26 protein-coding genes are annotated in these 24397 nt (G+C 65.5%); 15 read left to right on the top strand and 11 right to left on the bottom strand.

The window, feature by feature from the left end:
* Positions 1–2: 2 nt before the first annotated feature.
* Together QE395_RS00600 and hrpB are read right to left on the bottom strand one after the other, a co-directional pair.
* Positions 3–392 (bottom strand): hypothetical protein, encoded by a 390-nt coding sequence (locus tag QE395_RS00600; RefSeq protein ID WP_068854427.1) that lies wholly within the window; start codon positions 390–392, stop codon positions 3–5.
* Positions 393–536: 144 nt separating this feature from the next.
* Positions 537–3041, bottom strand: coding sequence for an ATP-dependent helicase HrpB (hrpB, locus tag QE395_RS00605; RefSeq protein ID WP_306987279.1), 2505 nt, complete (start codon positions 3039–3041; stop codon positions 537–539).
* 81 nt (positions 3042–3122) lie between these two features.
* Between hrpB and QE395_RS00610 the strand changes: the two genes are divergently transcribed.
* Positions 3123–3938, top strand: a complete 816-nt coding sequence (locus tag QE395_RS00610) for a TatD family hydrolase (RefSeq protein WP_306987280.1) — start codon at positions 3123–3125, stop codon at positions 3936–3938.
* 165 nt (positions 3939–4103) lie between these two features.
* Here the strand turns inward: QE395_RS00610 and QE395_RS00615 are convergent, their stop codons facing one another.
* Genes QE395_RS00615 through QE395_RS00630 form a run of 4 tightly spaced genes read right to left on the bottom strand, consistent with a single transcriptional unit; the run spans position 4104 to position 7724 of the window.
* Complete coding sequence (locus QE395_RS00615) at positions 4104–4973, bottom strand: NAD-dependent epimerase/dehydratase family protein (protein WP_306987281.1); 870 nt, start codon at positions 4971–4973, stop codon at positions 4104–4106.
* 2 nt (positions 4974–4975) lie between these two features.
* Positions 4976–5914, bottom strand: coding sequence for a 2-dehydropantoate 2-reductase (gene panE / locus QE395_RS00620; RefSeq protein ID WP_306987282.1), 939 nt, complete (start codon positions 5912–5914; stop codon positions 4976–4978).
* A gap of 53 nt (positions 5915–5967) precedes the next feature.
* Entirely contained in the window at positions 5968–6768 is an 801-nt protein-coding gene (locus QE395_RS00625) for an ABC transporter permease (RefSeq protein WP_068854422.1), read from the bottom strand.
* Positions 6765–7724: an ABC transporter ATP-binding protein gene (locus tag QE395_RS00630; protein ID WP_068854421.1), complete on the bottom strand. Its 960-nt coding sequence runs from the start codon at positions 7722–7724 to the stop codon at positions 6765–6767. The genes QE395_RS00625 and QE395_RS00630 overlap by 4 nt, the downstream gene beginning before the upstream one ends.
* Before the next feature lie 105 nt (positions 7725–7829).
* On the opposite strand from QE395_RS00630, the gene QE395_RS00635 reads away from it, so the two are divergent.
* Genes QE395_RS00635 through QE395_RS00645 form a run of 3 tightly spaced genes read left to right on the top strand, consistent with a single transcriptional unit; the run spans position 7830 to position 9125 of the window.
* Complete coding sequence (locus QE395_RS00635) at positions 7830–8579, top strand: ferredoxin--NADP reductase (protein WP_095363223.1); 750 nt, start codon at positions 7830–7832, stop codon at positions 8577–8579.
* 55 nt (positions 8580–8634) lie between these two features.
* A complete protein-coding gene (locus tag QE395_RS00640) occupies positions 8635–8832 on the top strand; it encodes a hypothetical protein (RefSeq protein ID WP_095363222.1) in 198 nt (65 codons plus the stop codon).
* Positions 8817–9125, top strand: coding sequence for a type II toxin-antitoxin system RelE/ParE family toxin (locus tag QE395_RS00645; RefSeq protein WP_095363221.1), 309 nt, complete (start codon positions 8817–8819; stop codon positions 9123–9125). The genes QE395_RS00640 and QE395_RS00645 overlap by 16 nt, the downstream gene beginning before the upstream one ends.
* A 25-nt stretch (positions 9126–9150) precedes the next feature.
* Here QE395_RS00645 and QE395_RS00650 read toward each other — a convergent pair whose 3' ends face one another.
* A complete protein-coding gene (locus tag QE395_RS00650; RefSeq protein ID WP_306987283.1) occupies positions 9151–10266 on the bottom strand; it encodes a hypothetical protein in 1116 nt (371 codons plus the stop codon).
* A 233-nt stretch (positions 10267–10499) separates the two neighbouring features.
* Between QE395_RS00650 and QE395_RS00655 the strand changes: the two genes are divergently transcribed.
* On the top strand, positions 10500–10697 hold the full coding sequence (locus QE395_RS00655; RefSeq protein ID WP_095363219.1) for a hypothetical protein: 198 nt from the start codon (positions 10500–10502) through the stop codon (positions 10695–10697).
* Positions 10694–11338, top strand: a complete 645-nt coding sequence (locus QE395_RS00660) for a hypothetical protein (RefSeq protein WP_095363218.1) — start codon at positions 10694–10696, stop codon at positions 11336–11338. The genes QE395_RS00655 and QE395_RS00660 overlap by 4 nt, the downstream gene beginning before the upstream one ends.
* 250 nt (positions 11339–11588) lie before the next feature.
* Here QE395_RS00660 and QE395_RS00665 read toward each other — a convergent pair whose 3' ends face one another.
* Together QE395_RS00665 and QE395_RS00670 are read right to left on the bottom strand one after the other, a co-directional pair.
* Positions 11589–12146, bottom strand: a complete 558-nt coding sequence (locus tag QE395_RS00665) for an RNA 2'-phosphotransferase (RefSeq protein WP_306987284.1) — start codon at positions 12144–12146, stop codon at positions 11589–11591.
* Between the two features lie 12 nt (positions 12147–12158).
* Positions 12159–12734, bottom strand: a complete 576-nt coding sequence (locus QE395_RS00670; RefSeq protein ID WP_095363318.1) for a DUF4291 domain-containing protein — start codon at positions 12732–12734, stop codon at positions 12159–12161.
* Positions 12735–12811: 77 nt separating this feature from the next.
* Here QE395_RS00670 and QE395_RS00675 point away from each other — a divergent pair, with 77 nt between their 5' ends.
* The 7 genes from QE395_RS00675 (at position 12812) to QE395_RS00705 (ending at position 19043) form a co-directional block, all read left to right on the top strand.
* Positions 12812–13303 carry a hypothetical protein gene (locus QE395_RS00675; RefSeq protein WP_141236211.1) on the top strand — a complete coding sequence of 164 codons (492 nt, stop codon included), beginning with the start codon at positions 12812–12814 and terminating at the stop codon, positions 13301–13303.
* A 22-nt stretch (positions 13304–13325) separates the two neighbouring features.
* Positions 13326–13640 (top strand): hypothetical protein, encoded by a 315-nt coding sequence (locus tag QE395_RS00680; protein ID WP_306987285.1) that lies wholly within the window; start codon positions 13326–13328, stop codon positions 13638–13640.
* Positions 13641–14796: 1156 nt separating this feature from the next.
* The gene (locus QE395_RS00685) at positions 14797–15150 is read left to right on the top strand and encodes a SymE family type I addiction module toxin (RefSeq protein WP_095363214.1); all 354 of its coding nucleotides are present in this window, start codon (positions 14797–14799) and stop codon (positions 15148–15150) included.
* On the top strand, positions 15147–15377 hold the full coding sequence (locus tag QE395_RS00690) for a hypothetical protein (protein ID WP_306987286.1): 231 nt from the start codon (positions 15147–15149) through the stop codon (positions 15375–15377). Before QE395_RS00685 ends, QE395_RS00690 begins: the two co-directional genes overlap by 4 nt.
* Positions 15378–15607: 230 nt before the next feature.
* A complete protein-coding gene (locus QE395_RS00695) occupies positions 15608–17119 on the top strand; it encodes an alpha/beta hydrolase (protein WP_306987287.1) in 1512 nt (503 codons plus the stop codon).
* Positions 17116–17862: an ATP-binding cassette domain-containing protein gene (locus QE395_RS00700; protein WP_068854388.1), complete on the top strand. Its 747-nt coding sequence runs from the start codon at positions 17116–17118 to the stop codon at positions 17860–17862. Before QE395_RS00695 ends, QE395_RS00700 begins: the two co-directional genes overlap by 4 nt.
* Positions 17859–19043 (top strand): ABC transporter permease, encoded by a 1185-nt coding sequence (locus tag QE395_RS00705; protein WP_306987288.1) that lies wholly within the window; start codon positions 17859–17861, stop codon positions 19041–19043. The genes QE395_RS00700 and QE395_RS00705 overlap by 4 nt, the downstream gene beginning before the upstream one ends.
* A 57-nt stretch (positions 19044–19100) precedes the next feature.
* Here QE395_RS00705 and QE395_RS00710 read toward each other — a convergent pair whose 3' ends face one another.
* Positions 19101–20117: an energy transducer TonB gene (locus QE395_RS00710; protein ID WP_068854386.1), complete on the bottom strand. Its 1017-nt coding sequence runs from the start codon at positions 20115–20117 to the stop codon at positions 19101–19103.
* A 157-nt stretch (positions 20118–20274) separates the two neighbouring features.
* On the bottom strand, positions 20275–20910 hold the full coding sequence (locus tag QE395_RS00715; protein ID WP_068854385.1) for a TIGR00645 family protein: 636 nt from the start codon (positions 20908–20910) through the stop codon (positions 20275–20277).
* A 107-nt stretch (positions 20911–21017) separates the two neighbouring features.
* On the opposite strand from QE395_RS00715, the gene QE395_RS00720 reads away from it, so the two are divergent.
* Together QE395_RS00720 and QE395_RS00725 are read left to right on the top strand one after the other, a co-directional pair.
* A complete protein-coding gene (locus tag QE395_RS00720; protein WP_093532681.1) occupies positions 21018–21707 on the top strand; it encodes a glutathione S-transferase N-terminal domain-containing protein in 690 nt (229 codons plus the stop codon).
* Between the two features lie 334 nt (positions 21708–22041).
* Positions 22042–24270, top strand: a complete 2229-nt coding sequence (locus QE395_RS00725) for a S9 family peptidase (protein ID WP_306987289.1) — start codon at positions 22042–22044, stop codon at positions 24268–24270.
* Positions 24271–24397 lie beyond the last annotated feature (127 nt).

Consider the following 24397-nt stretch of genomic DNA (forward strand, 5'->3'; position numbering starts at 1 on the left):
GATCAGGCGTCGCTGCCGATATCGCTGTGCTCATCCACCACCGTCGTGTTGCGGCGGTTGCGGGCGCTGATGCGCTCGGCCTGCCCATTCACGACGCTGCCGTTGGCCAGCTTCTTCTTCTGCTGCTTGCGGTACAGCGCGTAGCCCAGCAGGCCTACACCTACCGCGGCCACGGCGATGGTGGCCGCCGGGTTACGGCGCACCGCCTTGGCGGCCACTTTGCTGCCGGTCTTCACCGCACCCAGCGCCGCACCGGTCTTGATCCAGTCCGTCGCCTGCGGGCCGAGGTGGCGCAGGTTGCTGCCGGCATGCTTCAGGCCATCGCCTGCGCTGCTTGCCAGATCCAGTGCACGCTCCAGGGCGCGGTCGGTAATCACGGTCAGTCTGCTCATTGGGGGGTCCTTTGCCTCGGTTCGAATTCCAGTGTCGCGCGGGGGCCGTGTAGGGCGTGTTATCCGCCAGGCACGGCATGGTCACGACGATAACCAATCCGCGCGTTCCATTCAGGTGGACCGGCGGCGCACGGTCAGCCGGCGTTACGTCCCGCGCGGCTTGGCGCGATGGGTGGCGCTGGCCGTCCACGGATCATCCGGCCACGGGTGCCGTGGGTAGCGCCCCTTCATCTCCTTTTTGACTTCGGCATAGGTGTTGGCCCAGAAGTTGCGCAAGTCTTGGGTCACCTGCAGCGGCCGGCCACCGGGCGACAGCAGGTGCAGCGTGAGCGGCACGCGGCCATCGGCGATGCGCGGCGTATCGGCCAGCCCGAACAGCTCCTGCAGCTTCACCGCCAGCACCGGTGGCTGCGGCGTGCTGCCATCGGCCTCCAGCGCATACGTGATCGGCCGCTCCATGCCCGACGGCACCGCGATACGCACCGGCGCATGCTTGTCGATCAGCTGGCGCTGCGCCCACGGCATCGGCGACTTCAGCGCCTCGCCCAGCGTGGACTCATCCAGCGCATCCAGGCGCGTCTTGCCATTGAACGCCGGCGTCAGCCATATCGCGAGCGTCTCCATCAGCGCCGCATCCGACACCTCCGGCAGGTCCAGCTCCGGCATCCACGCACGCAGCGAGAGCGCTCGCGCCTGCCACTGGCGCAAGCCGTCGGTCCATGGCAATGCCTCCAGTCCCAGCTCGCGCACCGCCTCGGTCAAGGCCTGCGCGGCCTGCGCCGGATCCACCCGCCCGGCCGATCGGCTGTCCAGCACAATGCGGTCGAAGCGGCTTTCGCGGCGCGCCACCAGCGCCCGCTTGTCCGCGTCCCAGCGCACCACGTCCTGCTGCTGGAAGCGCTGCGGGAAATCCCGGCGCAGGCGGTTCTCATCCACCGGCGCGGCGCGCTGCAGCAGCGCATCGCGGGCTTCGTAGCGCAGTTCCACCGCCACCAGCCACGGCTCACCGCGCAGGTCGCTGGGGTCGAACAAGCGCGCGCTGCGCCCATTGGCCAACAGGTAACGCAGCGGGTCGGTGGGATGCCGCGCCGCGATCCGGTCCGGGAAGGCGTGCGCCAGCAGGTCGCCCAGCTGGTGGGCTTCCACTGAAGACGGCGGCGCGGTGTCGCAGCGCAGGCGCCGCCGCCACTGCTTGCTGGCCGCATCGATGGCCGCCAGCGCGCCGCGATTGGCGTCCTGCGGCACGCGTCCCTGCCGGAATGCGGCCAGCGCCCGCCACCGCGCGGCCAACGCATCGCCGCCGTGGCGCAGCGGATCCCGCGCTTCCACCAGCGCGGCCAGGTCGCAGGCCAGCGCCTGCTCGGTGCCGTTGCCGGCCGCCAGCAGCATCGCCGACAGCCGTGGGTGCGTGCCCAGGGTGAGCATGCGCCGGCCCAGTGCGGTGGGCGCGCCGCTATCGCCCAGCGCACCCAACCGCTGCAGCAGCTCGCGCGCGGCGGCCATCGCGCCCACCGGCGGCGCATCCACGAAACGCAGGTCCTCGCTGCCCCATGCAGCCAGCTCCAGCGCCAGCGCGGCCAGCTCCACCTGTGCGATCTCCGGCCGGCGCTGCGCTTCCAGCCGCTGCGACTGCGGCCACAGCCGCCAGGCCCAGCCTTCAGCCACGCGCCCGGCGCGGCCGGCGCGCTGGTCGGCCGAGGCCTGCGCGATGTTCACCACGTCCAGTCGCGAAAAACCGCTGTTGGGGTCATAACGCGGCTCGCGCGCCAGCCCCGCATCCACCACCACGCGCACCCCGGGCAGGGTCACCGAGGATTCGGCCACGTTGGTGGCCAGCACCACCCGGCGCTGGCCCTGCGGATCGGGCTGAAGCACGCGCGACTGCTGCTCCACCGGCAGCTCGCCGTGCAGCGGCAGCACCTGAATATCGGCGGGCAACGCCTGTTCCAGCGCCGCCTGGGTGCGCGCGATCTCGCGTTGGCCCGGCAGGAACACCAGCACATCCCCGGGGTGCTCAGCCAAGGCCTGCTCCACCGCGCGCCGTGCCTGCGCCTCAAGAGATTCATCGCGGCGGGCCGGGAAATGGCTCACCGCCACCGGGAAGCTGCGGCCGGCGCTGCTCAGGCGCGGGGCGTCCAGAAACTGCGCCAGCCGCTCGCCATCCAGCGTCGCCGACATCACCACGATGCGCAGGTCCTCGCGCAATTGCGCCTGCACATCCAGCGCCAGCGCCAGCCCGAGATCGGCGGCCAGATGGCGCTCATGGAATTCATCGAACAGCAGCGCGCCCACCCCGTCCAGCATCGGGTCGTCCTGCAGCATGCGGGTGAGGATGCCCTCGGTGACCACCTCCACCCGGGTGCGCGCGGACACCTTGTTCTCGAAGCGGATGCGGTAGCCCACCGTTCCGCCGACCTCTTCCCCCAACTGCCGCGCCATGAACTGCGCGGCGCTGCGTGCGGCCACCCGGCGCGGTTCCAGCATGATGATCTTCCGGCCTTCCAGCCACGGCGCGTCCAGCAGCGCCAGCGGCACCTGGGTGGTCTTGCCCGCGCCCGGGGGCGCTTCCAGCACCAGGCGCGGATGCGTGGCCAGCTGTGTGGCGATCTGCGGCAGCAGCTCGGAAATCGGAAAACTCGACGTACTCATGGCGCAAGGATACGGGCCGGCGGCAGGGCCGGCGAGCCGGCCGGGCTACAATGGCGCGATTCATTGCCCTGTAGCTGCCCCATGCAACTGATCGATATCGGCGCCAACCTAACCCACGATTCCTTCGACCGCGACCGCGATGCCGTGCTGGCCCGCGCCCGCGACGCCGGCGTGGTGCAGATGGTGCTGACCGGCGCCAGCCGCGAGCATTCGCCGATGGCCCTCGACCTGGCGCGCCAGCACCCGGGCTTCCTGTACGCCACCGCCGGCGTGCACCCGCACCACGCGGTGGAGTACACCGACGAATGCGATGCCGAAATGCGCGCGCTGCACGCCCACGCCGAAGTGGTGGCGGTGGGCGAGTGCGGCCTGGACTATTTCCGCGATTTCGCCCCGCGCCCGGCGCAACACCGAGCCTTCGAGCGCCAGCTGCAGCTGGCCAGCGAGGTGCGCGCCGCCGCTGGACAGCGCAAGCCGCTGTTCCTGCACCAGCGCGACGCGCATGCCGATTTCATGGCGCAGATGAAGAACTTCGACGGCCGCATCGGCGCCGCGGTAGTGCATTGCTTCACCGGCGAGCGCCAGGAGCTGTTCGATTACCTGGACCAGGACTGGTACATCGGCATCACCGGCTGGCTGTGCGACGAGCGCCGTGGCGCGCACCTGCGTGAGCTGGTCAAGCACATTCCGGCCGAGCGGCTGATGATTGAAACCGACGCGCCGTACCTGCTGCCGCGCAGTTTGAAGCCGATGCCGAAGGATCGGCGCAATGAGCCGATGTTCCTGGCGCATATCGTGGAAGAGCTGGCGCGGGACCGCGGCGAGGATGTGGAGCTGACCGCAGCGAACGCCACCGCAGCGACGCGCACGTTCTTCCGCCTGCCAGACGCGCGCTGACCCGGCCCTGCCGTGTCGCTGCCTTGGTAGGGTCGCATCCCGATCGACCGCCGATACCAATGGGCAGGCCGTAGAAGGCATGACCGATGGCGAAGGCACGTCGCCGGAGAGGTCAATGCGTCAAAGCACTGATCACCCCTATCGGCGGTTGTTTGGGAACCAACCCTACCGGATGGCGTCCTGAAGGCCCTCGCGGTATGTCGCGAATGTTGGCTTCCACCCCAAGGCTTCGCGCGTGCCCCGGCTGTCGATGCGCTTGTTGCTGGCGTAGAACCGCCGCAACGCCGGGCTTACCGACGGGTCATCCCACGCCACCGCAGGTGGCATTGCAAACCCGCCCAGCTCCGCCGCGAACGTCAGCACGTGCTGCGGCGGCGCCGGCTCGTCGTCGGCAGGTAGATACAGCGCCTCACCGGGGTGACCCATCGCGGCAACAACGACCGCCGCCAGATCCTCCACATGCAGCCGGTTGAACACCAACCCTGGCCGCAGCACATGACGCGCCCGGCCTTCCGCCAGTTGAACCAGCGCATTGCGCCCGGGCCCATAGATCCCGGGCAGCCGGAACACGGCAGACGGCACGCCCTTGTCACGCGCGAACCCGCGCCACTGTTCCTCGGCCAGCAACCGCCGCCGTGCCGTGTCATCCACCGCATCGGCCACCGACGACTCGTCGATCCAGCCGCCCTCGCGGTCGGCGTACACCGCCGTTGAAGAGAGATAGCCCACCCAGCGAAGGACCGTGCTGGCACGCAGCGCTTCGGCCACCAACCGCAACGCAGGGTCACCGGCATCATCCGGAGGCACCGTACAGATCACCGCCTCCGCGCTGCGGATGGCCTCACGCAGCGCATCATCAACAGGCTGCCCCGCCACCAGCCGGTGGCGGACAACACCATCGTCGGCCGCCGCCTCCGGCTCCCGCACCGTCCCACTGCATGCCACACCCTGGGCCTGTAACAGCGCCGCCACGTGCCGCCCGCTGTAGCCAAGCCCCAGCACCAGAACCCGCGTCGGTGCAGCGCCGGCAGCCATGCTCAGCCCGCGCGCTGGCGCTGGTAAGCCTGCAGATGCGCATACGCCACCGCCAGCAGCGGCGCCGCCTGGCCGGCCGCGCGTGCCCGCACCAGCATGTCGCCCACGATCTGCTCGGCCTCCACCTGCTGGCCGGCCTCCAGATCGCGCAGCATGGACGCCTTCAGCGCCGAACCTTCCTGCGTGGTCGCCGCCAGTGCCACCGCCTGCGCCTTCTCCGGAATCGGCTCACCCGCCGCCTCGGCTACCGCCAGGCATTCGGCATACAGCCCGCGCACGATCTCCGCACCATCATCGGTCGCCACGATCGTGCCCACATCCGCCCGCATCAGGCAGGTTGCCGCCGCCAGCGTGGTCAGGAACGTGTACTTGACCCACTGCTCCTGCCCAATGGCATCGCTGGCCACATGGTCCACCCCGGCCTGTACGCACGCCGCCGCCAGCGCCAGTACCCGCGCACTGCTGCCCGGCGTATCACGTTCGCCAAAGGTCAGCTTCGCCGCTGGCGCCAGGTGCAGCACCGCCCCATCGGCGGCCTTGGTCGCACTGATGAAGCACAGCCCACCCAGCACCGCATCGCGGCCAAAGCGCGCATCCAGCGCCGCGTAGTGGCGCAGCCCGTTGAGGATCGGCAGCACCGTCGTACGCGAGGACACCGCAGGTGCAATCGCCTCGATGGCGCTGTCCAGGTCGTAGGCCTTGCAGCTCAGGATCACCAGATCGAAGGGCTGCTCTGCGGCAAGCGCAGGCAGCGCATCGGCAGTCACGTGGGCTACCGGGAAGCTCGCATCACCCAGCGGGCTGCGAATCACCAGCCCCTCGCTGTCGAGCTGAGCCGCGCGGGCAGGGCGGACCAGGAAGGTCACGTCGACCCCCGCCTGGGCCAGGCGACCGCCGAAGTAACCGCCGGTACCACCGGCACCCAATACAAGTATGCGCATGCGTTTCTCCAACTACTTCCAGGGCCGGCCAACGGCCGGCGCTACGGGGTAGATCAGCTCCGCATGCCTACGCCGCGCTTGAGCAGCCACAGCGCCAGCGCGGTCAGTACCACCACGAAACCAATCATCAGCGCATACGCCACCCACAGCGGCACGTCGCTCGTACCCAGCAGGCCGTAGCGGAACGCGTTCACCATGTAGAAGATCGGGTTCGCGTGCGTGGCCGCTTCCGCCCACGTCGGCAGCAGCTTCACCGAATAGAACACGCCGCCCAGGTAGGTCAGCGGGGTCAGGATGAAGGTGGGCACGATTGCCACGTCATCGAACTTCTTGGCGTACACCGCATTGATGAAACCGGCCAGCGAGAAGATCGTCGCGCCCAGCAGCACCGTGGTCAGCGTCACCAGCGGGTGCGGAATGCGCACCGGCGTGAAGAACATCGCGATCAGCAGCACGATCACGCCCACCATCAACCCGCGCAGCACCGCACCGGCCACGTAACCCCACAGGATCACCCAGTTCGGCATCGGGCTCACCAGCAGCTCTTCCACGTGGCGCCCGAACTTCGCACCGAAGAACGACGAACTGATGTTGCCGTAGCTGTTCTGGATCACGCTCATCATCACCAGGCCCGGCACGATGAACTGCATGTAGCTGTAGCCGCCCATCTCGCCCACGCGCGACCCGATCAGCCCGCCGAAGATCAGGAAGTACAGCGTCATCGTGATCGCCGGCGGCACCAGCGTCTGGCCCCAGATGCGCAGGATGCGCGCCACTTCGCGGCGCACGATCGTCATCAGCGCAATCCGGTTGCGCTGGCCGTCGGTCAGGACCGGGGTCGGGGTGCTGCTCATGCCGCGTTCTCCTGGTTGCCGGTGAGGCGCACGAACAGCTCCTCCAGGCGGTTGCTCTTGGTCCGCATCGACCGCACCCGGATGCCCGACGCGTTCAGCGCCGCGAACACCCGGTTCAGATCCATCGCGCGCGGCATGTCCACGTCCAGCGTATGCCCGTCGATGGCCACCATCGTGGTGCCCTCGATCACCGGCAGCTGCGCCGGCAGCTCACCGTCGATATCGAACAGGAAGCCTTCCACGTCCAGCTTGGCCAGCAGCTCGCGCATCGGCCCCTGGGTCACGATCTGGCCGTGGTTGATGATGGCCAGGTTGCGGCACAGGTGCTCGGCCTCTTCCAGGTAATGCGTGGTGAGGATGATCGTGGTGCCAGCGGCGTTGATCTCCTTCAGCACCCGCCACATGTCGCGGCGGATCTCGATATCCACGCCCGCGGTCGGCTCATCCAGGATCAGCAGGCGCGGGCGGGTCATCATCGCCCGGGCGATCATCAGCCGGCGCTTCATGCCGCCCGACAGCGTCCGGCTCATCACCTGCGCCTTTTCCCACAGATGGGCGCGCTTGAGCTCCTCCTCGGCCATCTTCTCGGCCTCGGCACGGGCCACGCCATAGAAGCCGGCGTAGTTGACCAGGATGTCGAAGGGCTTCTCGAACAGGTTGAAGTTGATTTCCTGCGGCACCAGGCCGATCAGGCGCATGGTGGCGCTCCGGTTGCGCACCAGGTCGCTGCCGAATACCTCCACCTGGCCCTCGCTGAGGTTCACCAGCGAGCTGATGATCCCGATCAGGGTGGACTTGCCGGCCCCGTTCGGGCCCAGCAGCGCGAAGAAGTCGCCCGGGGCAACGTCCAGCGAAACCCCTTTCAGGGCCTGGGTGCCGTTGTCATAGGTCTTGCGGAGGTCGCGCACCCGCAGGGCGGGGGCGGTACTGGTCGCGGGAGTGTTCTGGGATGCCAAGCTCTTGCCTTCGCGCCCATGGGACGGCGCTGGATAGGGGCGGGGGAGCGGCTATTATAGAAGCCCCCGAGGGTCTGCCCCGGCTACACACTGTTTCCCAAATTCGTGCCTGTTCAATTCCCCCTCAAGCTGATCGACCGGCGCATGCTGGCCCCCACCGTCGGCCACTACCAGTTCCTGCGTGATGACGGCCAACCGCTGGATTTCCAGCCCGGACAGTTCATCCAGGTCCATTTCGAGTACGCCGACGGCACTGCCACCAAGCGCAGCTACTCCCTGGCCACCATCCACGACCACGCCATGGCCCCCGGCGAAGCCGTTGATATTGCAGTCAGCTTTGTGCCCGGCGGCGCCGCCACGGCCCTGTTCGAGGGCCTGGACCTGGGCGGCCACGTGACCGCCAGCGGCCCGTTTGGCCGGTTCTGCCTGATGCCGGGCGACCACAACGCCCGCTACCTGCTCATCGCCACCGGCACCGGGGTCACCCCGTACCGCTCCATGCTGCCGCTGCTGGCCACCGCCATGGCCGAGCGCGGGGTGGAAGTGGTGCTGCTCCAAGGCGCCCGCACCCCTGAAGAGCTGCTCTACAGCGAAGACTTCTACGCCTTCGCCGCCGCCCACCCGGGCTTCCGCTACGTGCCGTGCCTGTCCCGCGAGCTGCCCGACAGCCCGCACCCGGACGTCCGCCATGGCTACGTGCAGCAGCACCTGGCCGAGTTTGCGCCCAACCCCGCCACCGACATCGCCTACCTGTGCGGCAACCCGGACATGGTGGATGCGACCTTCGAGGCGCTGAAGGAAGCGGGCTTGCCGACGCCGCAGGTGCGGCGGGAGAAGTACGTCAGCAGCAAGTGACGCTGGGCTGGAGTAAGGGGGCTAGAATGGCCCCATCAGATCCGGAGCTACCGCCATGACGCCCCCCGTGACTGCCAAGCAGGAAGTCGCCCAGTTGCTGAATCAACTGCCGGACGATTCCACGCTTGAAGACATCCAGTACCACGTCTATGTATTGGAGAAGATCCAGCGCGGCCGCGCGGATGTGGATGCTGGCCGGGTCCACACCACAGAACAGGCGCGCGAGCGGCTGGGTAAATGGCTGGACCGCTGAACTGGACGAGCGAGGCGCTCGAAGATATCGACGCCATCGCAGAGTTCATTGCACGAGACTCCCCGCGCCACGCCAGACGGATCATCGAAGCGCTGTTTGAGCTGGGCAATGTGATTGAGGTCCATCCCTCTGCGGGTAGGGTAGTGCCAGAGGTTGGCCGTACAAGCCTGCGAGAGCGCTTCCTCTACAGCTATCGAGTCATTTACGAAATTCGCGCTGACCAGATTGCAGTACTCGCAGTCCTTCACGGTAAGAGACTGCTTGATTCTGTCGACGAGCGGCTGGGCGGCTGACGTTCGGGCATATGCGCAGGGAGCTTCAGCGGGCTGGAATCGACCCACTCGCGAGGTACGTTGCCAACGTGCGGTCTTCGATCTCGTACTCGCCCTTTTCACCCTTGGTTGCCAGCACCAGGTTCTTCACCAGTCGATTGACGGCGGTTTGAACCCGCTGCGGGTTGCACGCGTTCTTCTCTTCCAGTCGATCCGTGACCATGGCGCTGAAGTCCGTACTGAACAGGCTCTCCGGCTGTTGGGTAGCCAGGTGTTGCAGGATGATCCTGTCGATCGGTTTCAACCTCAGCCACTGCTCGCGTAGACCGGTTTCGCCTATCTCGTGCTGCCAGCGGCGCAAGCCATCCCACGGGTCGGATGTGATGCCAACCACCATGTGCAGGATGATCTGGTTGAGGTAGAGCGGCACCCGGGCAATGCGTTCGAAGACCCTGGCCAACTCCACCTGATCAACCTTGCGTCCGGTCATCTGCGCAAAGATGTGGGCGCGGTTGGCCACAAAGTCGTCGCCCAGCTGCGGCAGAGGCAGTGAAAGCGCCGCATCAAACAACGGCGCTCTACGCTTGCGGAACATTTCATTGAGTGCGTCGCAGGAGGATCCCGTAAAGAAGAGCTTCAACTTCGGCTGCAGCTCAAGCATCGAAGCGCGGAAGCAGGCGACGAAATCCTCGTGCATTCCAGCAGCGAGCGTCTGGAATTCATCCAGGATGAGCAGAACCGGCTTGTTGCTGGCCTGCGCCAGATTCTGCATTGCGGTTCTGAGCCTGCCTTGCAGGTCAGCTTGCGCACCCGTCTTTGTCCACTCCGCGTGTACCCCAGATCCGGCGTAAGCCGCCTTGGCGGTCACCTTGTCAGGCTTGATCGCCTTGGACAAAAGGCCCTTGGGCCGCGCGGCGGCTTCCAGCTCCTCCACAAGAGCTACTTCCGGATGGTCCCGCCTGACCCATAGATCGATGTAGCACGCCCGCCAGCCCCACGCCTCAGCCGCCGGGACGAGGTCGTTCCTCACGAAGAGGGTCTTCCCCATACGCCGCGCGGCGAACATGGTGATGGCATGGGTAAGCCCGGAGCCCAGCGCCTGATGGACCGTGTGGACCAGATCCTCGCGGGGGAAGTAGTGGATGTCGGCGAGCGTATTCATTATGGATCTTTATGGCCAAAACCATAATTATGATTTCCTTCATAAGATGCCATGATTCGTGGAGAAGTGCTGTGACCCTTCCCGCAAAAGGGTTGGGCCAGATACGCCAGCGCCCGACTCAGAGCACAGTTCCAGAAAGTGAGCCTGCACCTGCAGCTCGGCCTGTGTGGGGGAACGCAACTCCGCTACGATTGCGCGAACGCGCCGTAACGCGGGGATGCCGAGAGGGGAGCATGGAGCACGAAGTAGCCGAAGAGGTGATCCAGGCGGCTCGGGAACACCCGGGCGGCTTCGTATACAAGATCGAGGGTAGCTTCGGCCCTGATGACGCCGTTCCGCCCGAAGCCATCGTCGGTGCTTGGGAAGTTGACCCCAACGGAAAGCTCACCGGGAAATTCTTCGCTAACCCGAACTATCCGAGGCGAGCGTGACAGTCTTCGACATCGGCGGGATGGGCGCCAACGGCGCAGCAGTACGGAGGCTTTTCGGCGCGGTCCAGCAGTTCCTGGCGCGAACGAACGTGAGTCCTGAGGCTGCAGGAGCGATCAAAGCTCTGCTGGACGAACTCTATCCAGATGACGTGCACCTTCAGGAGGTGGCGGACAAGTTGGCGCTCTATCGCTTGGGGGGCGGAAAGAAGGCGCTTGGCGAGCGCGAAATCAGGGAATCGCTCAAGGGAGTCGAGAGCCATCTTCGGCGCACCTTGCTGCCTCGCAGAATAGAGCGAGCTGCGAACATGAGGTTGATTGACTTGCCTGACGTATTCCTGGAGATGGTGAAACCAGATCTGTCGCCAGATGACGATGTGAACTGGTACTTCGCCGGGATAGTGAAGGCCCTGTACTGGAACTATGGCTGCACAATTGAGGTAGCGGAACGCCTCGCGAGTGAGTACTACGTCAAGTTCAGCAATCGGGACTACTGCCATTCCATCGGTATTCCGGTGCAGGACGATGATTACTTCTTCCATGAAGGAGCCGGCGGGATCGCGATGAGGATCTACTACTGCCTGGTGCTGAAGTTGGAACCGGGCCATGAATCCTTCGTCGAATGGCGGCAGCATCACTATTAGTCCGCTTGAAAGCGCAGTTGTCCCTTGTCACGCGAGATCCATGGTTGATGCCGAAATCATCGAACAAGCCAAGTCGATCCGTGAGATGTCATCTCAAGACGCAGCTTAGGTAGCTGAACACCATGACGGTGATGAACGAGACAGCTGGCTCTGGTGTTCACAGGGAATTGTTATCCAGGCTCATGGCTGAGCTGAACCGTGCCGAAGGTTGAACTGTTGTACGCATCAGGGCGTACCATTCACCCGGGGCTTAGCCCTTGATCGCACTCCGCTCTACAAATTCCGTCGGCACGTGGTCGGTCAGCCAGACGCCATTGTCAGCCTGGAAGAACGTATAGCCCTGATGATGCATGCGAAGCGCATCAACTGTCAGCACGATAGGACTGCCGTAACGCTGGCCAACGGTCGTGGCGGTGGTGGTGTCTTCGGAAAGGTGCACATGGTGTCGCTGGCCCGGGCGTAGGCCTTCAGCCAGGATCGAGTCAAGGTTCCGCGTCGCCGTTCCGTGATAGAGCAGTGCAGGGGGAACCTTCGCAATGTGCTGTATGGCAACGCTATCTGTGGAGTGGCCTTGCACTGCACGAATGCGGCTGTTGTCATCGGAGAGCGTGAAGCGCTTCTTGTCGTTAGTGCTCACGATCCGCTGGATAAGTGCCCGATCCAGCTCTCGGCCAGCGGACGCTGCGCCGGCGATCAGTGCATCAACGTCAGCCCACCCTTCGGCGTCCAGCGTCAGCCCAATTGCCTCGGGCTGATGACGCAGCACGTAGCTCAGGAACTTGCTGGTCTCTACGAGTTGCTTTGTCATATGGCTACTTCTTCACGTCGGCGTGTACGGCGATTCACTTGGCAGCGCCGCCTTGGCCTCATCCAGCCTGTCTTCCCGTACCAACCCGCAGATCCGATGAGCCAGCGGCGTGACATCGGTGACACGCTGGGTCCACTCTCCGATGTACAGGCGCACGGCCTCGCCACTCAGTCCTATCTGGATGGCACGGTGTTCCAGCGGCCGGTGATGCAGGTCGCGCTCCGGGTCCCATTGCACGCGGACCGGTGAGCGGCTCTTGAGCGCCTCCCATTCCTGTGCGTCCATGCCCGGTTCGGGGTGGCTGGTACAGCCGTGAGCCAGCGCCCATGCGAAGCCCTCATGGGTGATGTCGATGGCCAGGATGCGGGACTGACCCGCATCCTTGTAGCCCCATCCGGCGCGATACATCATCCATAGGAAGGAGGGCTTGATCCACGTCATCCGCTCCATCTTGAAGGACGGGGCGACGAAGGTCTGGTGTTTGAGGGCGCTGTCGGCGATGGCGTCCGAGTAGGCCTGGTAAACGCGGAGAGTGGAAGCGTCGTACTGGGCGCGGATCTGCCGCGCCGGAATCGTTGTCGTTGTCATTTCGCTCCTTATAGCCGAGCTCGCGCAGCCGATCGACCAGCTGGCGACGGGCGGTCGCTTGCACTGGATCATCGGCGGTGCCGCGACCATCGATTGCGGTCGGGCATCAGGCCGGCGAATGCGTGCTGGACATGCATCCTTTGGGCGAACGAGAATGCGGCGACAGAATGTTTCCCTACGGAAACCTGGACGTGGTGAACATGGTGAACACTGGAAATACGGCAAGTGACCCTTCCGATTTTTCCAGCGGTATTTCTCCCGAAGCGTCGGCTCATCGGGGCGTGCGGCCAAGAGGTGATTACATGCACCATCCAAGAATCATGTCCTCCGAGATCGCCAAGGCCGTCGAACTTGCCAGCGCGGAAGGGAACGAGATCTTGAGCGTGTCGGAGGGGTGGGCAGAAGTGCGGCAGGTCGTACATATGAAGCGGCCGCTGACTGACGCTCTTAGAAACCGGATATCGCTCTTGACGCTGAGACACTGGACGACGGAGCCGACACCACATAACAAGGCGGAAGTGGGGTTCTCTGATGACACTGACCGGGTCGCGTTAGCCTTCCCCGCGTGATTTCTCAACATGAGGCAGTGAGATGGATCCTGGTGTTTCCATGGATGAGGATGTCAACGATTATTTCGACATGATAGTCGGAAGCTTGAGCTTAAGCTTTGGCTACTGCTTGTCGCAATCGGAAGACTTGGTAAGGGAGTATTACCGCAAGTTCACTGATCCGATCTTCTGCTCATCAATAGGGATGCGCGTGCAGGATCACGACTTTTTCTTCCACGAGGGAGTTCTCGGGATGGCGCTCAGAGTTCAGTACTACTTGGTGCTGAAAGGAAGTCCACGTCGAGATGCATTCATTGATTGGCGTAAAGAATTCATGGCTGAATGCAAGCGAGGCTGAAATGGTCGATTCGGTAGAGAGATTCCTGCTGCGGGGATCCGCCGCGCCGGCAACGTTGTCGTTGCCATTTTCTCTTTACAACAGCGCTCGCCTGGCCCGGTACCGGGCAAACGACGCGCGGTCGCTCGTGGAGGTTAATATGCTGCCCGCTGAAACTTTGGTTGGCTCCCTGCTTGCTCCATTCCTGGATCGTGTCCTCACCAGGTACGAGGCTGTCGACGTAGTAACCACCAGGATTGCAGGTCGCACTTACGTAACTTCCGGTGACCTTGGCTTTTCCTTGGTGTCCGATGACGGGGAATCAATCGACACTGTTCAGATGCATGGCGAAAGCTCGGCCTATGGCCCCAGTGCACTTCTGCTTCCATCGGAGCTGCTGATGTCCGATTCGCGCTCGGTCGCGCGATCCAAGCTTGGCGACCCCATTCGAATTGGAGGCGGGGACCTCAATCCCCTGACAGGGGAGGCAGTACGAGATTGGGATCTGTTCGCAGCAGGCAAGTATCACTGTCACTTGGAGTATTTGCCGGACAATTCTGGGTTTTCCTCCTGTCAATCAGGCTTGCGCCGAACTAGCAACTTGATGACGTCATAAGGACTTCAACCCTTGGATGTGATGCACCTGGCGGGCCGGTTCGCAGGGAATACGTGAGTGCGTACCGGCGACGACTAACGAATCCCCTCTGCTATTTGCGATCTCCTGTGTAGTTCGAGCGGACGTGCACGGCGATCAAGTCCGCCGAAGGTGGTCTGATGGACGCCGGACGGGAGCCGGGCTGCTACGCCGCAGCGCTCAGTAGCTCTCAGTCCTACGTAGAGCTAGTTGGATCGATTGTTCCTACCGAACTCATCTTCATCATATGCGCAGACTCTTGGTAGCTGCGCCTTCAGCGCCATTCGCGTCATTGAGAAGGTTTGGTCTACCGAAGTCCCGAAATCAAGAGACACAAACAATTTCCCATCGTTGGCAGCGGCGCGCATGGTGTGTTCCGGAGCGTAGAAACTCCAAGACGTGGAAAATGTATGCGTTGTGTCGGGAGGGTGGCTAATACAACACCCTCTGGGGAATACGCCCGCCGGCTTTCCATGTCTACGGTTTCTAACCTCCCGACTCCCTCGCCATCCCGGCGAGGGATCTTCCTGCTGGAGGCAGACCATGAAAAGGCAACTACCCGACGACTGCTACAACGACTACCCTTCCCAATCCGCGATTGCCCGGCGCGCACGCGAACGCCGTACGCAATCCCCGCCGTGCACCCCACCCGCACACTTCCACGAAGAGCTGAAGGTTCCCTACCTCAAGATCCGCGGCCAGTGGCTGCGGCAGATGGGCTTCAACGTGGGCCGCAAGCTGCAGATTGAAGCCTGCGCTGGCGTCATCACCATCAAGCTGCTGGGCACGCCGGCAGTCGAAGATCCACGGGTGCCCAGGTTCGTGGAACGCACGATCTTCCACGGCGAGGTCAACGCCGACTTGGGGCAGTTCCTGCCCGAGGACGTCATCCCATGAAGAAGCAGATCTACTTGCGGGTGAAGTTGGATCCCGCCCTACGCCGCGCGTTCCAGCTCTCCGCGTGGCGCAGCGAACGATCACCCAGCTACGTGCTTCGGTCGTTGATCCAGAACTGCGTGTCCCTGGATCGGAACCTCAATGGCCTTGATATTGAGGTTTGGGGCGATTGCTTCCCGCTGGAAGGTGAAGCGACGAGGCAGCCGAACCGGCAGCGCTCCCGGTGAAGAGGTAGCAACGCCACCGCTACCCGGAGCGCGTTGCCATGTAAGTGTTCGCACCACGCACCACTGCAAATCCGGTTTCGGGCCCGTCTCCGGCAAGTTCAGCACCCTATCCTGGTCGGTCTCCTCGCGCTGGCGCAGGGACGAAACCCCTCGTCGAATCGGGCATGTCACATCCAGCCCGCCCATCCGTCATGGCATGCTGAGACCCTTCAATCCAGGATGCGATCGAAATGCGACTTTCCTGCCGTCCCCTGGCCACCAGTGCGGCGTTGCTGCTGCTGGCGGCCTGCCAGGCCACTCCGGAGGCACCGCCGGAAGGAGCCGAGCGCCAGTACGGAACACTGACGTTCAAGCCCTGCACCCTTACCAGCGCCCAAGCCAGCAACAATGTGGAAGCCGAGTGCGCCACCCTGCAGGTGCCTGAAAACCCCGATGCGCCCGATGGCCGCAAGATCGGGCTCAACATCGCCCTGCTGGATACCGCCAACGAAGGCGAGGGCAAGCAGGACCCGGTGTTCTTCCTGGCCGGCGGGCCGGGTCAGTCGGCCACGCAGGTGGCGGCCATCATCAACCAGTCGCTGCGCGACGTGCGCAAGAAGCGCGACATCATCCTGGTGGACCAGCGTGGCACCGGCAAATCCAACCCGCTCAGCTGCGTGGATGCCGACGGCAAGGAGCTTTCGTTCGACGAGAACGCGGCGGCCACGCCCGAGGTGATCGCCGAGTTCGCCACCCGCTGCGCTGCCGCGGTGGCCGAGCGTGCCGACACCCGGTTCTACACCACCACCCAGGCCATTGGTGACCTGGACGCGGTGCGTGCGGCGCTGGGCGTGGACAAGATCAACCTGGTCGGCGGTTCCTACGGTACCCGCGTGGCCCAGCAGTACGCCGCGCGCTTCCCGCAGCACACCCGTGCGGTAGTGATCGACGGGGTGGCGCCGAACGACCTGGCGGTGGGCGGCGATTTCGCCAACACCTTCGAATCGGCGATCGAGCTGCAATCCGCGCAGTGCCGCAAGGACCCGGCCTGCGCCAAGCGCTTCCCGGTCGATACCCGCACCCAGCTGCGCAACGTGATGACCACGCTGGCCAAGGCCCCGGTAGAAGTAGAGTACCGCGACCCGGGCACCGCCGCGGTACGCCGCGACCCGATCAGCGCCAACACCGTGACCAGCCTGGCTTTCATGTTCTCGTACATGCCGGAACTGTCCTCGCTGCTGCCGGTGGTGCTGGACGAAGCCGCGCAGGGCCGTTACGCGCCGCTGATGTCGCTCAACAGCCTGGCCACCCGCAACATGGCCGGGCAGATGAACCAGGGCATGCAGTGGTCGGTGATCTGTGCCGAAGACGCCGACCGCTACCAGGAAGCGCCGGCCGGCGACCGCCTGCTCGGCCCGGAAGTGGCGCGCATGTTCTTTGCGGCCTGCCCGGTGTGGAACGTGGGCACGCGTCCGAAGAACTTCACCGCGCCGCTGAGCACCGACGTGCCGGTGCTGCTGCTGTCGGGCGAATTCGACCCGGTCACCCCGCCGCGCTACGCCGAACAAGTGCTCAAGCACCTGCCCAACGGCCGCCACATCGTGGCCAAGGGCCAGGGCCATGGCACCCTTGGCGCCGGCTGCATGCCGCGCCTGCTGGCGCAGTTCATGGACAAGGCCGACGCCAAGGCACTCGATGCCTCCTGCCTGGATACCCTCACCGCGGTGCCGGCTTTCACCTCGTTCAACGGATGGGAACCATGATCGTCGCCGAGAACCTGCATAAAGCGTTCAAGACCAAGACCGGGCTGATCAAGGCGGTGGACAACGTAGGCTTCCAGGCCGAGGACGGTCGCATCACCGGTCTGCTCGGCCCCAACGGCGCCGGCAAGACCACCACCATGCGCATGCTCTACACCCTGATGTCACCCGACCAGGGTCGGGTGCTGGTGGATGGACTGGACGTGGCCACCCACCCGGTGGAGGTCCGTCGCCGCCTGGGCGTGCTGCCCGACGCACGCGGCGTGTACAAGCGACTGACCGCGCGCGAGAACATCGCCTACTTCGGCGAGTTGCACGGCATGAGCGCCGCGCACATCCGCGAGCGCACCAAGGTGCTCTCCAAGGCGCTGGACATGGAAGACATCCTGGACCGCCAGACCGACGGCTTCTCCCAGGGCCAGCGCACCAAGACCGCCATTGCGCGCGCGCTGGTGCACGACCCACGCAACGTGATCCTGGACGAACCCACCAACGGCCTGGACGTGATGACCACCCGTGCGCTGCGGGGGTTCCTGCGCGAGCTGCGCGACGAAGGCCGCTGCGTGATCTTCTCCAGCCACATCATGCAGGAGGTGGCCGCGCTGTGCGACACGATCGTGATCATTGCCAAGGGCACGGTGATGGCCGCCGGCACGGCCGACGAGCTGCGCGCGCTGACCGGCGAAGCAAACCTGGAAGATGCCTTCGTGAAGGCGATCGGCAATGAAGAAGGACTGCACGCATGAGCGCGTTTGCCACGTTGTTGACCGTCATGCGCAAGGAACTGCGCGACCTCTCGCGTGACCGCCGTACCCTGGCGCTCACCCTGCTGCTCGGGCCGTTGCTGTACCCGGTGCTGATCCTGGGCATGGGCAAGCTGGCCGAGACCCGGTTCAAGACCCAGATCGACACCCCGCTGGACATTCCGACCATCGGCCGCGAGCACGCCCCCAACCTGGTGCGCTTCCTGGCCTCGCAGGGACTCAATGCGGTGGACCCGCCGAAGGACCTGACCGCGGAGATCCGTGACCAGAAGATCGACATCGCCCTGCGCATCAGCCCGGAGTTCGGCAAGGACTGGGCCGAGGGCCGCCCGGCACTGGTGGAGATCGTGCAGGACAGCACCCGCCGCGATGCCGACATTCCCACCGCACGCCTGAAGGCGGCCCTCACCGGTTACAGCCAGCAGGTGGGCGCGCTGCGCTTGCTGGCGCGCGGTATCGACGCGCAGGTGGCACGCCCGCTGGACGTGGCCACCCAGGACCTGGCCACGGCCGAGGCCAAGCGCGGTGTGATGCTGTCGATGCTGTTGCCGATCCTGCTCACCATCACCTCGTTCCTGGGCGGTGCCTACCTGGTGATGGACACCACCGCGGGCGAACGTGAGCGGCAGTCACTGGAACCGTTGCTGGCCACCCCGGCCCGGCGCAGCGCCATCGTCAGCGGCAAGATCGCCGCCGCCTGCGTGGTGGGCGTGGTGTCGCTGTTGCTCACGCTGGCGGCGTTCAAGCTCAGCGCGCAGCTGTCCACCGGTGCGGCGGCGCGGCAGCTCAACATGGGGCTGCTGTCGATGCTGCAGATGCTGTTCGTGATGATGCCGATCCTGTTCATCGGCACCTCGCTGCTGACCTTCCTCTCGGCAGCGGCCAAGAGCATGAAGGAGGCGCAGAGCCACATGACCTGGCTGATGCTGCTGCCGATGCTGCCCGGTTACGCGTTGATGGTGTACCCGGTGAAGTCCGAGCTGTGGCAGCTGGCGGTGCCGTTCCTGGCGCAGAACCAGATGCTGCTGAAGATCATCCGCCACGAACCGATCAGCCCGCAGATGTGGGCGGTGTACCTGGTGGCAGGCTTCGGCCTGGCCGGGCTGCTGTGGTACGCCGCCGTACGCCGTTACCACCAGGAGCGCCTCGCGATCTCCGGTTGAGGCCACAAAAAACCCCGGATCGCTCCGGGGTTTTTTGTTGTATCCATCAGCAGTGGATCAACCGCCCGGTGCGAACGACAGTGTGCGGCGGGTGGTGACCGGGGCGCTGACCGGTTCGAACTTCCAGCGCTTGACCGCGTTGAGCGCTTCGCGGTCGAAGATGCGGGCCGGGGTGGCGCGCAGCACGCGCGAGCTGGTGACCGAACCGTCGGTGCCCACGGTGATTTCCACCAGCACTTCGCCCGAGGTACCGGCGCGCAGTGCGTCGGTCGGGTAGCGCGGCGCCGGGGTGCTGATCGGACGCAGGGCGGCGGCAGCGGCCGGTGCGGCGGTGGGCTGGCGGGCAGCAGCGGCCTGGGCGGCAGCGGCAGCCTGCTGGCGCTGTTCGGCTTCGCGGCGGGCCGCAGCCTGGCGCTCGGTGTCCTGGCGCTCGCTTTCGCGGCGGGCGGCGTCCTGCTGCGCAGCGATCTGCTTGGCCGCTTCCGCTTCGGTGGCCTGCTGCTGGCGCTGCTGGTCGGCCAGCAGCTTGACCTTGTTCTCAGCGTCCTTCTTGACCTTGTCGGTCTCTTCCTGGGTGCGCTTGAGGGCGGTCTGCATGCCGTTGGTGATGCCCGACTTCAGGCGCGGCAGCGCCGGTGCGGTGGGGTCCACCTTCTCGATCAGCGCCACCAGGCGCTGGCCTTCGGTGAAGTCCTCGCGGGTCAGGCTCTGCTCGGCGGCAATCAGCGTGTACGGCAGCAGGTCCGACAACGCGCTCTTGATCGAGGCATCGTCCGGGGTCTTCTCGCGCAGCGCCAGGTAGTACTCCATGGCGTTGTCGCCGGCCGGGCCGTACATGCGGTTTTCGCGCAGGGCCTTGCTGGCCAGGTCACGCAGTTCCTCGGTCCCCATTGACTGGACCTTGGCCGAAACCGCCGGCGCCGGCGGCGCGGCGGCAGGTGCGGCGGCCGTGGCAGCCGGTGCGGTCGGCGCGGCCGGAGCCGTTTCGTCCTTGCCCGAGCAGGCGGCCAGAGCCACCACCAGGGTCAGCGGCACCAGCAGGCGCGCCTTGGCGTTCGTGTTGACGTGCGACATCCAACTCCCCTTTGAAGAACGACGATACGTAAGGCCTGATGCGGTCAGGCCGACCGAAGCCCCGGTACGTTTCCCAGCGTCCGGCGCGGTGCAGCAGGTGCCCAATCTAGCATCCCCGCGCCCTGCTTTGCAGGGCCGGGGCGGGCAGGGCGGGCGCTTAGTGCGCCAGCGACTTGCTCGGGGTGTGGGCCATCAGCTTGTCGGTGTAGGCAATCCCGATGGCCGACAGGATGAATGCGGCGTGGATGATGGTCTGCCACATCACGCCGCTGCCGGTCATGGTGGAGCACTTGAACGAGGCTTCCACGGCCGGGCCGTACTTGGCCACGGCATCCAGCACCGCGGTGACGTACTCCGGGCTGTTGCACGCCGGCAGGCCGTCCAGGTTGCCGGCGCCGATGAAGGTCTTGAGCAGGTGGATCGAGGAGATGCCGATGATCGACAGCGCCAGCTTCACCTTCAGCACGCTGGCATTGACGTGGCTCAGCCACTCCGGCTGGTCAGGGTGGTTTTCCAGGCGCAGGCGCGAAACGAAGGTCTCGTAGCCGCCCACGATCACCATCACCAGCAGGTTGGAGATCATCACCACGTCGATCAGGCCCAGCACCAGCAGCATGATTTCCTGCTCGCCCATGGTGTTGGCCTTGTGGACCAGGTGCCACAGCTCCTTGCCGAACAGGAACACGTAGACGCACTGCGCCAGGATCAGGCCCAGGTACAGCGGCAGCTGCAGCCAGCGCGAGGCGAAGATCAGGGACGACAGGGGGCTGATGGGCTTTTCGGTCGAGCTCATGCTGGGATGCTGCGTTGCGGGGGACGCCGCAGAGTAGCGGGCCGGCATGACCCTGCCAAGCCAGCTGACGCACTAGACTCGGGATTCCTGAACCGCTGGGTCCTGTCATGATCGATCTGTATTACTGGCCTACCCCGAACGGCCACAAAGTCACCCTGCTGCTGGAAGAGCTGGGCCTGCCGTACACCATCAAGCCGGTGAACATCGGCAGCGGCGACCAGTTCAAGCCCGAATTCCTCGCCATTTCCCCCAACAACAAGATGCCGGCGCTGGTCGACCACCAGCCCACCGACGGGGGCGCGCCGCAGAGCGTGTTCGAGTCCGGGGCGATCCTGCTGTACCTGGCCGAGAAGACAGGGAAATTCCTGCCGGCCGACACCCGCGGCCGGGTGGCGGTGCTGGAATGGCTGTTCTGGCAGATGGCCGGGCTGGGCCCGATGAGCGGCCAGATGGGCCATTTCAACGTGTATGCGCCGGAGCAGATTCCGTATGCCATCGAGCGCTACGGCAATGAAGTGCGCCGCCTGCACGGGGTGATGGACAAGCGCCTGGCCAGCAGCGCCTACCTGGGCGGCGACGACTACAGCATCGCCGACATGGCCAGCTACCCCTGGATCGGTGCGTACGACAAGCTGCCGGCCGATTTCGCCGCGTTCCCGAACCTGAAGCGCTGGCACGACGCCATTGCCGCGCGCCCGGCGACCCAGCGGGCCTACGCGCTGAAGCATCAGGTCAACCCGGATGCCGGCAAGCCGCTGTCCGACGAAGAGCGCAAGCACCTGTTCGGCCAGCGCTGAGGCGGGTCGGGTGACATCGCAATGGCCGGCACCACCTGGGCCGGCCAACGGCCGGCGCGACCGGCGCATGCGCCCTGATCCCAATGGTCACGGCGGATGGTCCCCGATTCTGATGGGCCCATGGTCGATTGATCCCAATCCCAATTCGTCCGTAAAAATTCGTAGCCCCGGCCGTTGGCCGGACGAAGTCATCCGAAACCGATCCAACGCGGCTCGCTGCCGCCGTCCCGACGTTTTCCCCCAACCAAGGGACCCGTCAGACAGCGCGACCGATTCCGAGGCCGCCCCCAGCCGCCTGCGTTAGGATGTCCGCCTGCCGTCGCCGGACCCTTCCATGCGCCACTTTGTTGCCTCGCTCGCCCTCATGCTCGCCTCGACCACCATCGCCCACGCCGAAAAGCTCACCCTGGATGCCATCACCGGCCCGCTGCCGCTGTCCGGCCCGACCCTGATGAAGCCCAAGGTGGCGCCGGATGGCTCGCGCGTGAGCTTCCTGCGCGGCAAGGAGGCCGACCGCAACCAGCTGGACCTGTGGGCGTATGACATCGCCAGCGGCCAGACCCGCCTGCTGGTCGATTCGAAGGTGGTGCTGCCCGGCGATGAAACCCTGAGCGATGCCGAAAAGGCCCGCCGCGAGCGCCAGCGCATTGCCGCCATGACCGGCATCGTGGATTACCAGTGGTCGCCCGACGCGCGCACCCTGCTGTTCCCGCTGGGCGGCGAACTGTATCTGTACGACCTGGACAAGCAGGGCAAGGCCGCGGTGCGCCAGCTCACCCACGGCGAGGGCTTCGCCACCGATGCCAAGCTGTCGCCCAAGGGCGGCTTCGTCAGCTTCGTGCGCGACCGCAACCTGTGGGTGATCGACCTGGCCAGCGGTCGCCAACTGCAGCTCACCCGCGATGGCAGCGAGACCATCGGCAACGGCGTGGCCGAATTCGTCGCCGACGAGGAAATGGACCGCCACACCGGTTACTGGTGGGCGCCGGACGACTCGGCCATCGCCTTCGCCCGGATCGACGAATCGCCGGTGCCGGTGCAGAAGCGCTATGAGATGTACGCCGACCGCACCGAGATGATCGAACAGCGCTACCCGGCCGCTGGCGACCACAACGTCACCGTCAAGCTGGGCGTGATCGCCCCGCGCGCCGATGCCGCCGCGCGCTGGGTCGATCTGGGCCGCAACGCGGACATCTACCTGGCCCGCGTCGATTGGCGCGACCCGCAGCACCTCACCTTCCAGCGCCAGTCGCGCGACCAGAAGACCCTGGAACTGATCCAGGCCGACCTGGAAAGCGGCAAGCAGCGCACCCTGGTCACTGAAACGTCGCCGACCTGGGTGCCGCTGCACAACAGCCTGCATTTCCTCAAGCAGGGCGGTTTCCTGTGGTCGTCCGAGCGCAGCGGTTTCCAGCACCTGTACCGCGTGTCCGATGACGGCAAGACCGTGACCGCACTCACCAGCGGCAACTGGCCGGTGGACGAACTGCTGGCCGTGGACGAAGACGCCGGCAAGGTCTACTTCCGCGCCGGGGTGGATTCCTCGCGCGAAAGCCAGCTCTACGCCGTGCCGCTGCAGGGCGGGGCGCTGCAGCGCCTGTCCAGCGAACCGGGCATGCACAGCGCCAGTTTCGCGAAGAACGCCAGCGTGTACGTGGACAGCTGGTCCAACACCACCACGCCGCCGCAGATCGCGCTGCACCGCGCCAATGGCGAAAAGATCGCCACGCTGGTGGAGAACAACCTGGAAGATCCCAGCCACCCGTACGCGCGCTACCTGGATGCGCAGCGCCCGGTGGAGTTCGGCACCCTCACCGCGGCCGACGGCCGCACCGCGCTGAACTACAGCCTGATCAAGCCCGCTGGCTTCGACCCGGCCAAGCGCTATCCGGTGGTGGTGTACGTGTATGGCGGCCCGGCCAGCCAGACCGTCACCGACAGCTGGCCCGGCCGTGGCGACCACCTGTTCAACCAGTACCTGGCCCAGCAGGGCTATCTGGTGTTCTCGCTGGACAACCGCGGCACCCCGCGCCGTGGCCGCGATTTCGGCGGTGCGCTGTACGGCGTGCAGGGCACGGTCGAAGTGGCCGACCAGCTCAAGGGCGTGGAATGGCTCAAGCAGCAGCCGTGGGTGGACCCGGCGCGCATCGGCGTACAGGGCTGGTCCAACGGCGGCTACATGACCCTGATGCTGCTGGCCAAGGCGTCGGACCAGTACGCCTGCGGCGTGGCCGGCGCGCCGGTTACCGACTGGGGCCTGTACGACACCCATTACACCGAACGCTACATGGACCTGCCGGCGCGCAACGCCAAGGGCTATGAAGAAGCGCGGGTGCTGGCCCACATCGACGGCCTGCGCTCGCGCCTGCTGCTGATCCACGGCATGGCCGACGACAACGTGCTGTTCACCAATTCCACCGAATTGATGAGCGCGCTGCAGAAGCGTGGCCAGCCCTTTGAGTTGATGACCTACCCGGGCGCCAAGCACGGCCTGTCCGGCAGCAACGCGCTGCACCGCTACCGCCTGGCCGAGGATTTCCTGGGCCGCTGCCTCAAGCCGTAACGCACGCTTCCGGGAGCCCCACCTGGCGCCGTCCGTGCCGGTGGGGCGCGGGCGGGGGCCCGCCGGGCGGCGGCCATGACCTCCGGCCGATTGCCGCTGCCTCCCCGAGTGCGTAGGGTCGCAGGCA

Origin of the sequence: Stenotrophomonas sp. SORGH_AS_0282, assembly GCF_030818125.1 — a bacterium.
Classification (GTDB): Bacteria; Pseudomonadota; Gammaproteobacteria; order Xanthomonadales; family Xanthomonadaceae; genus Stenotrophomonas; species Stenotrophomonas rhizophila_A.

Bases quoted from the DNA above. Each gene is read 5' to 3' on its own strand.
- QE395_RS00600 (WP_068854427.1), bottom strand. From the start codon at position 392: ATGAGCAGACTGACCGTGATTACCGACCGCGCCCTGGAGCGTGCACTG.
- hrpB (WP_306987279.1), bottom strand. From the start codon at position 3,041: ATGAGTACGTCGAGTTTTCCGATTTCCGAGCTGCTGCCGCAGATCGCC.
- QE395_RS00610 (WP_306987280.1), top strand. From the start codon at position 3,123: ATGCAACTGATCGATATCGGCGCCAACCTAACCCACGATTCCTTCGAC.
- QE395_RS00615 (WP_306987281.1), bottom strand. From the start codon at position 4,973: ATGGCTGCCGGCGCTGCACCGACGCGGGTTCTGGTGCTGGGGCTTGGC.
- panE (WP_306987282.1), bottom strand. From the start codon at position 5,914: ATGCGCATACTTGTATTGGGTGCCGGTGGTACCGGCGGTTACTTCGGC.
- QE395_RS00625 (WP_068854422.1), bottom strand. From the start codon at position 6,768: ATGAGCAGCACCCCGACCCCGGTCCTGACCGACGGCCAGCGCAACCGG.
- QE395_RS00640 (WP_095363222.1), top strand. From the start codon at position 8,635: ATGACGCCCCCCGTGACTGCCAAGCAGGAAGTCGCCCAGTTGCTGAAT.
- QE395_RS00645 (WP_095363221.1), top strand. From the start codon at position 8,817: ATGGCTGGACCGCTGAACTGGACGAGCGAGGCGCTCGAAGATATCGAC.
- QE395_RS00650 (WP_306987283.1), bottom strand. From the start codon at position 10,266: ATGAATACGCTCGCCGACATCCACTACTTCCCCCGCGAGGATCTGGTC.
- QE395_RS00655 (WP_095363219.1), top strand. From the start codon at position 10,500: ATGGAGCACGAAGTAGCCGAAGAGGTGATCCAGGCGGCTCGGGAACAC.
- QE395_RS00665 (WP_306987284.1), bottom strand. From the start codon at position 12,146: ATGACAAAGCAACTCGTAGAGACCAGCAAGTTCCTGAGCTACGTGCTG.
- QE395_RS00670 (WP_095363318.1), bottom strand. From the start codon at position 12,734: ATGACAACGACAACGATTCCGGCGCGGCAGATCCGCGCCCAGTACGAC.
- QE395_RS00680 (WP_306987285.1), top strand. From the start codon at position 13,326: ATGGATCCTGGTGTTTCCATGGATGAGGATGTCAACGATTATTTCGAC.
- QE395_RS00685 (WP_095363214.1), top strand. From the start codon at position 14,797: ATGAAAAGGCAACTACCCGACGACTGCTACAACGACTACCCTTCCCAA.
- QE395_RS00690 (WP_306987286.1), top strand. From the start codon at position 15,147: ATGAAGAAGCAGATCTACTTGCGGGTGAAGTTGGATCCCGCCCTACGC.
- QE395_RS00695 (WP_306987287.1), top strand. From the start codon at position 15,608: ATGCGACTTTCCTGCCGTCCCCTGGCCACCAGTGCGGCGTTGCTGCTG.
- QE395_RS00700 (WP_068854388.1), top strand. From the start codon at position 17,116: ATGATCGTCGCCGAGAACCTGCATAAAGCGTTCAAGACCAAGACCGGG.
- QE395_RS00705 (WP_306987288.1), top strand. From the start codon at position 17,859: ATGAGCGCGTTTGCCACGTTGTTGACCGTCATGCGCAAGGAACTGCGC.
- QE395_RS00710 (WP_068854386.1), bottom strand. From the start codon at position 20,117: ATGTCGCACGTCAACACGAACGCCAAGGCGCGCCTGCTGGTGCCGCTG.
- QE395_RS00715 (WP_068854385.1), bottom strand. From the start codon at position 20,910: ATGAGCTCGACCGAAAAGCCCATCAGCCCCCTGTCGTCCCTGATCTTC.
- QE395_RS00720 (WP_093532681.1), top strand. From the start codon at position 21,018: ATGATCGATCTGTATTACTGGCCTACCCCGAACGGCCACAAAGTCACC.
- QE395_RS00725 (WP_306987289.1), top strand. From the start codon at position 22,042: ATGCGCCACTTTGTTGCCTCGCTCGCCCTCATGCTCGCCTCGACCACC.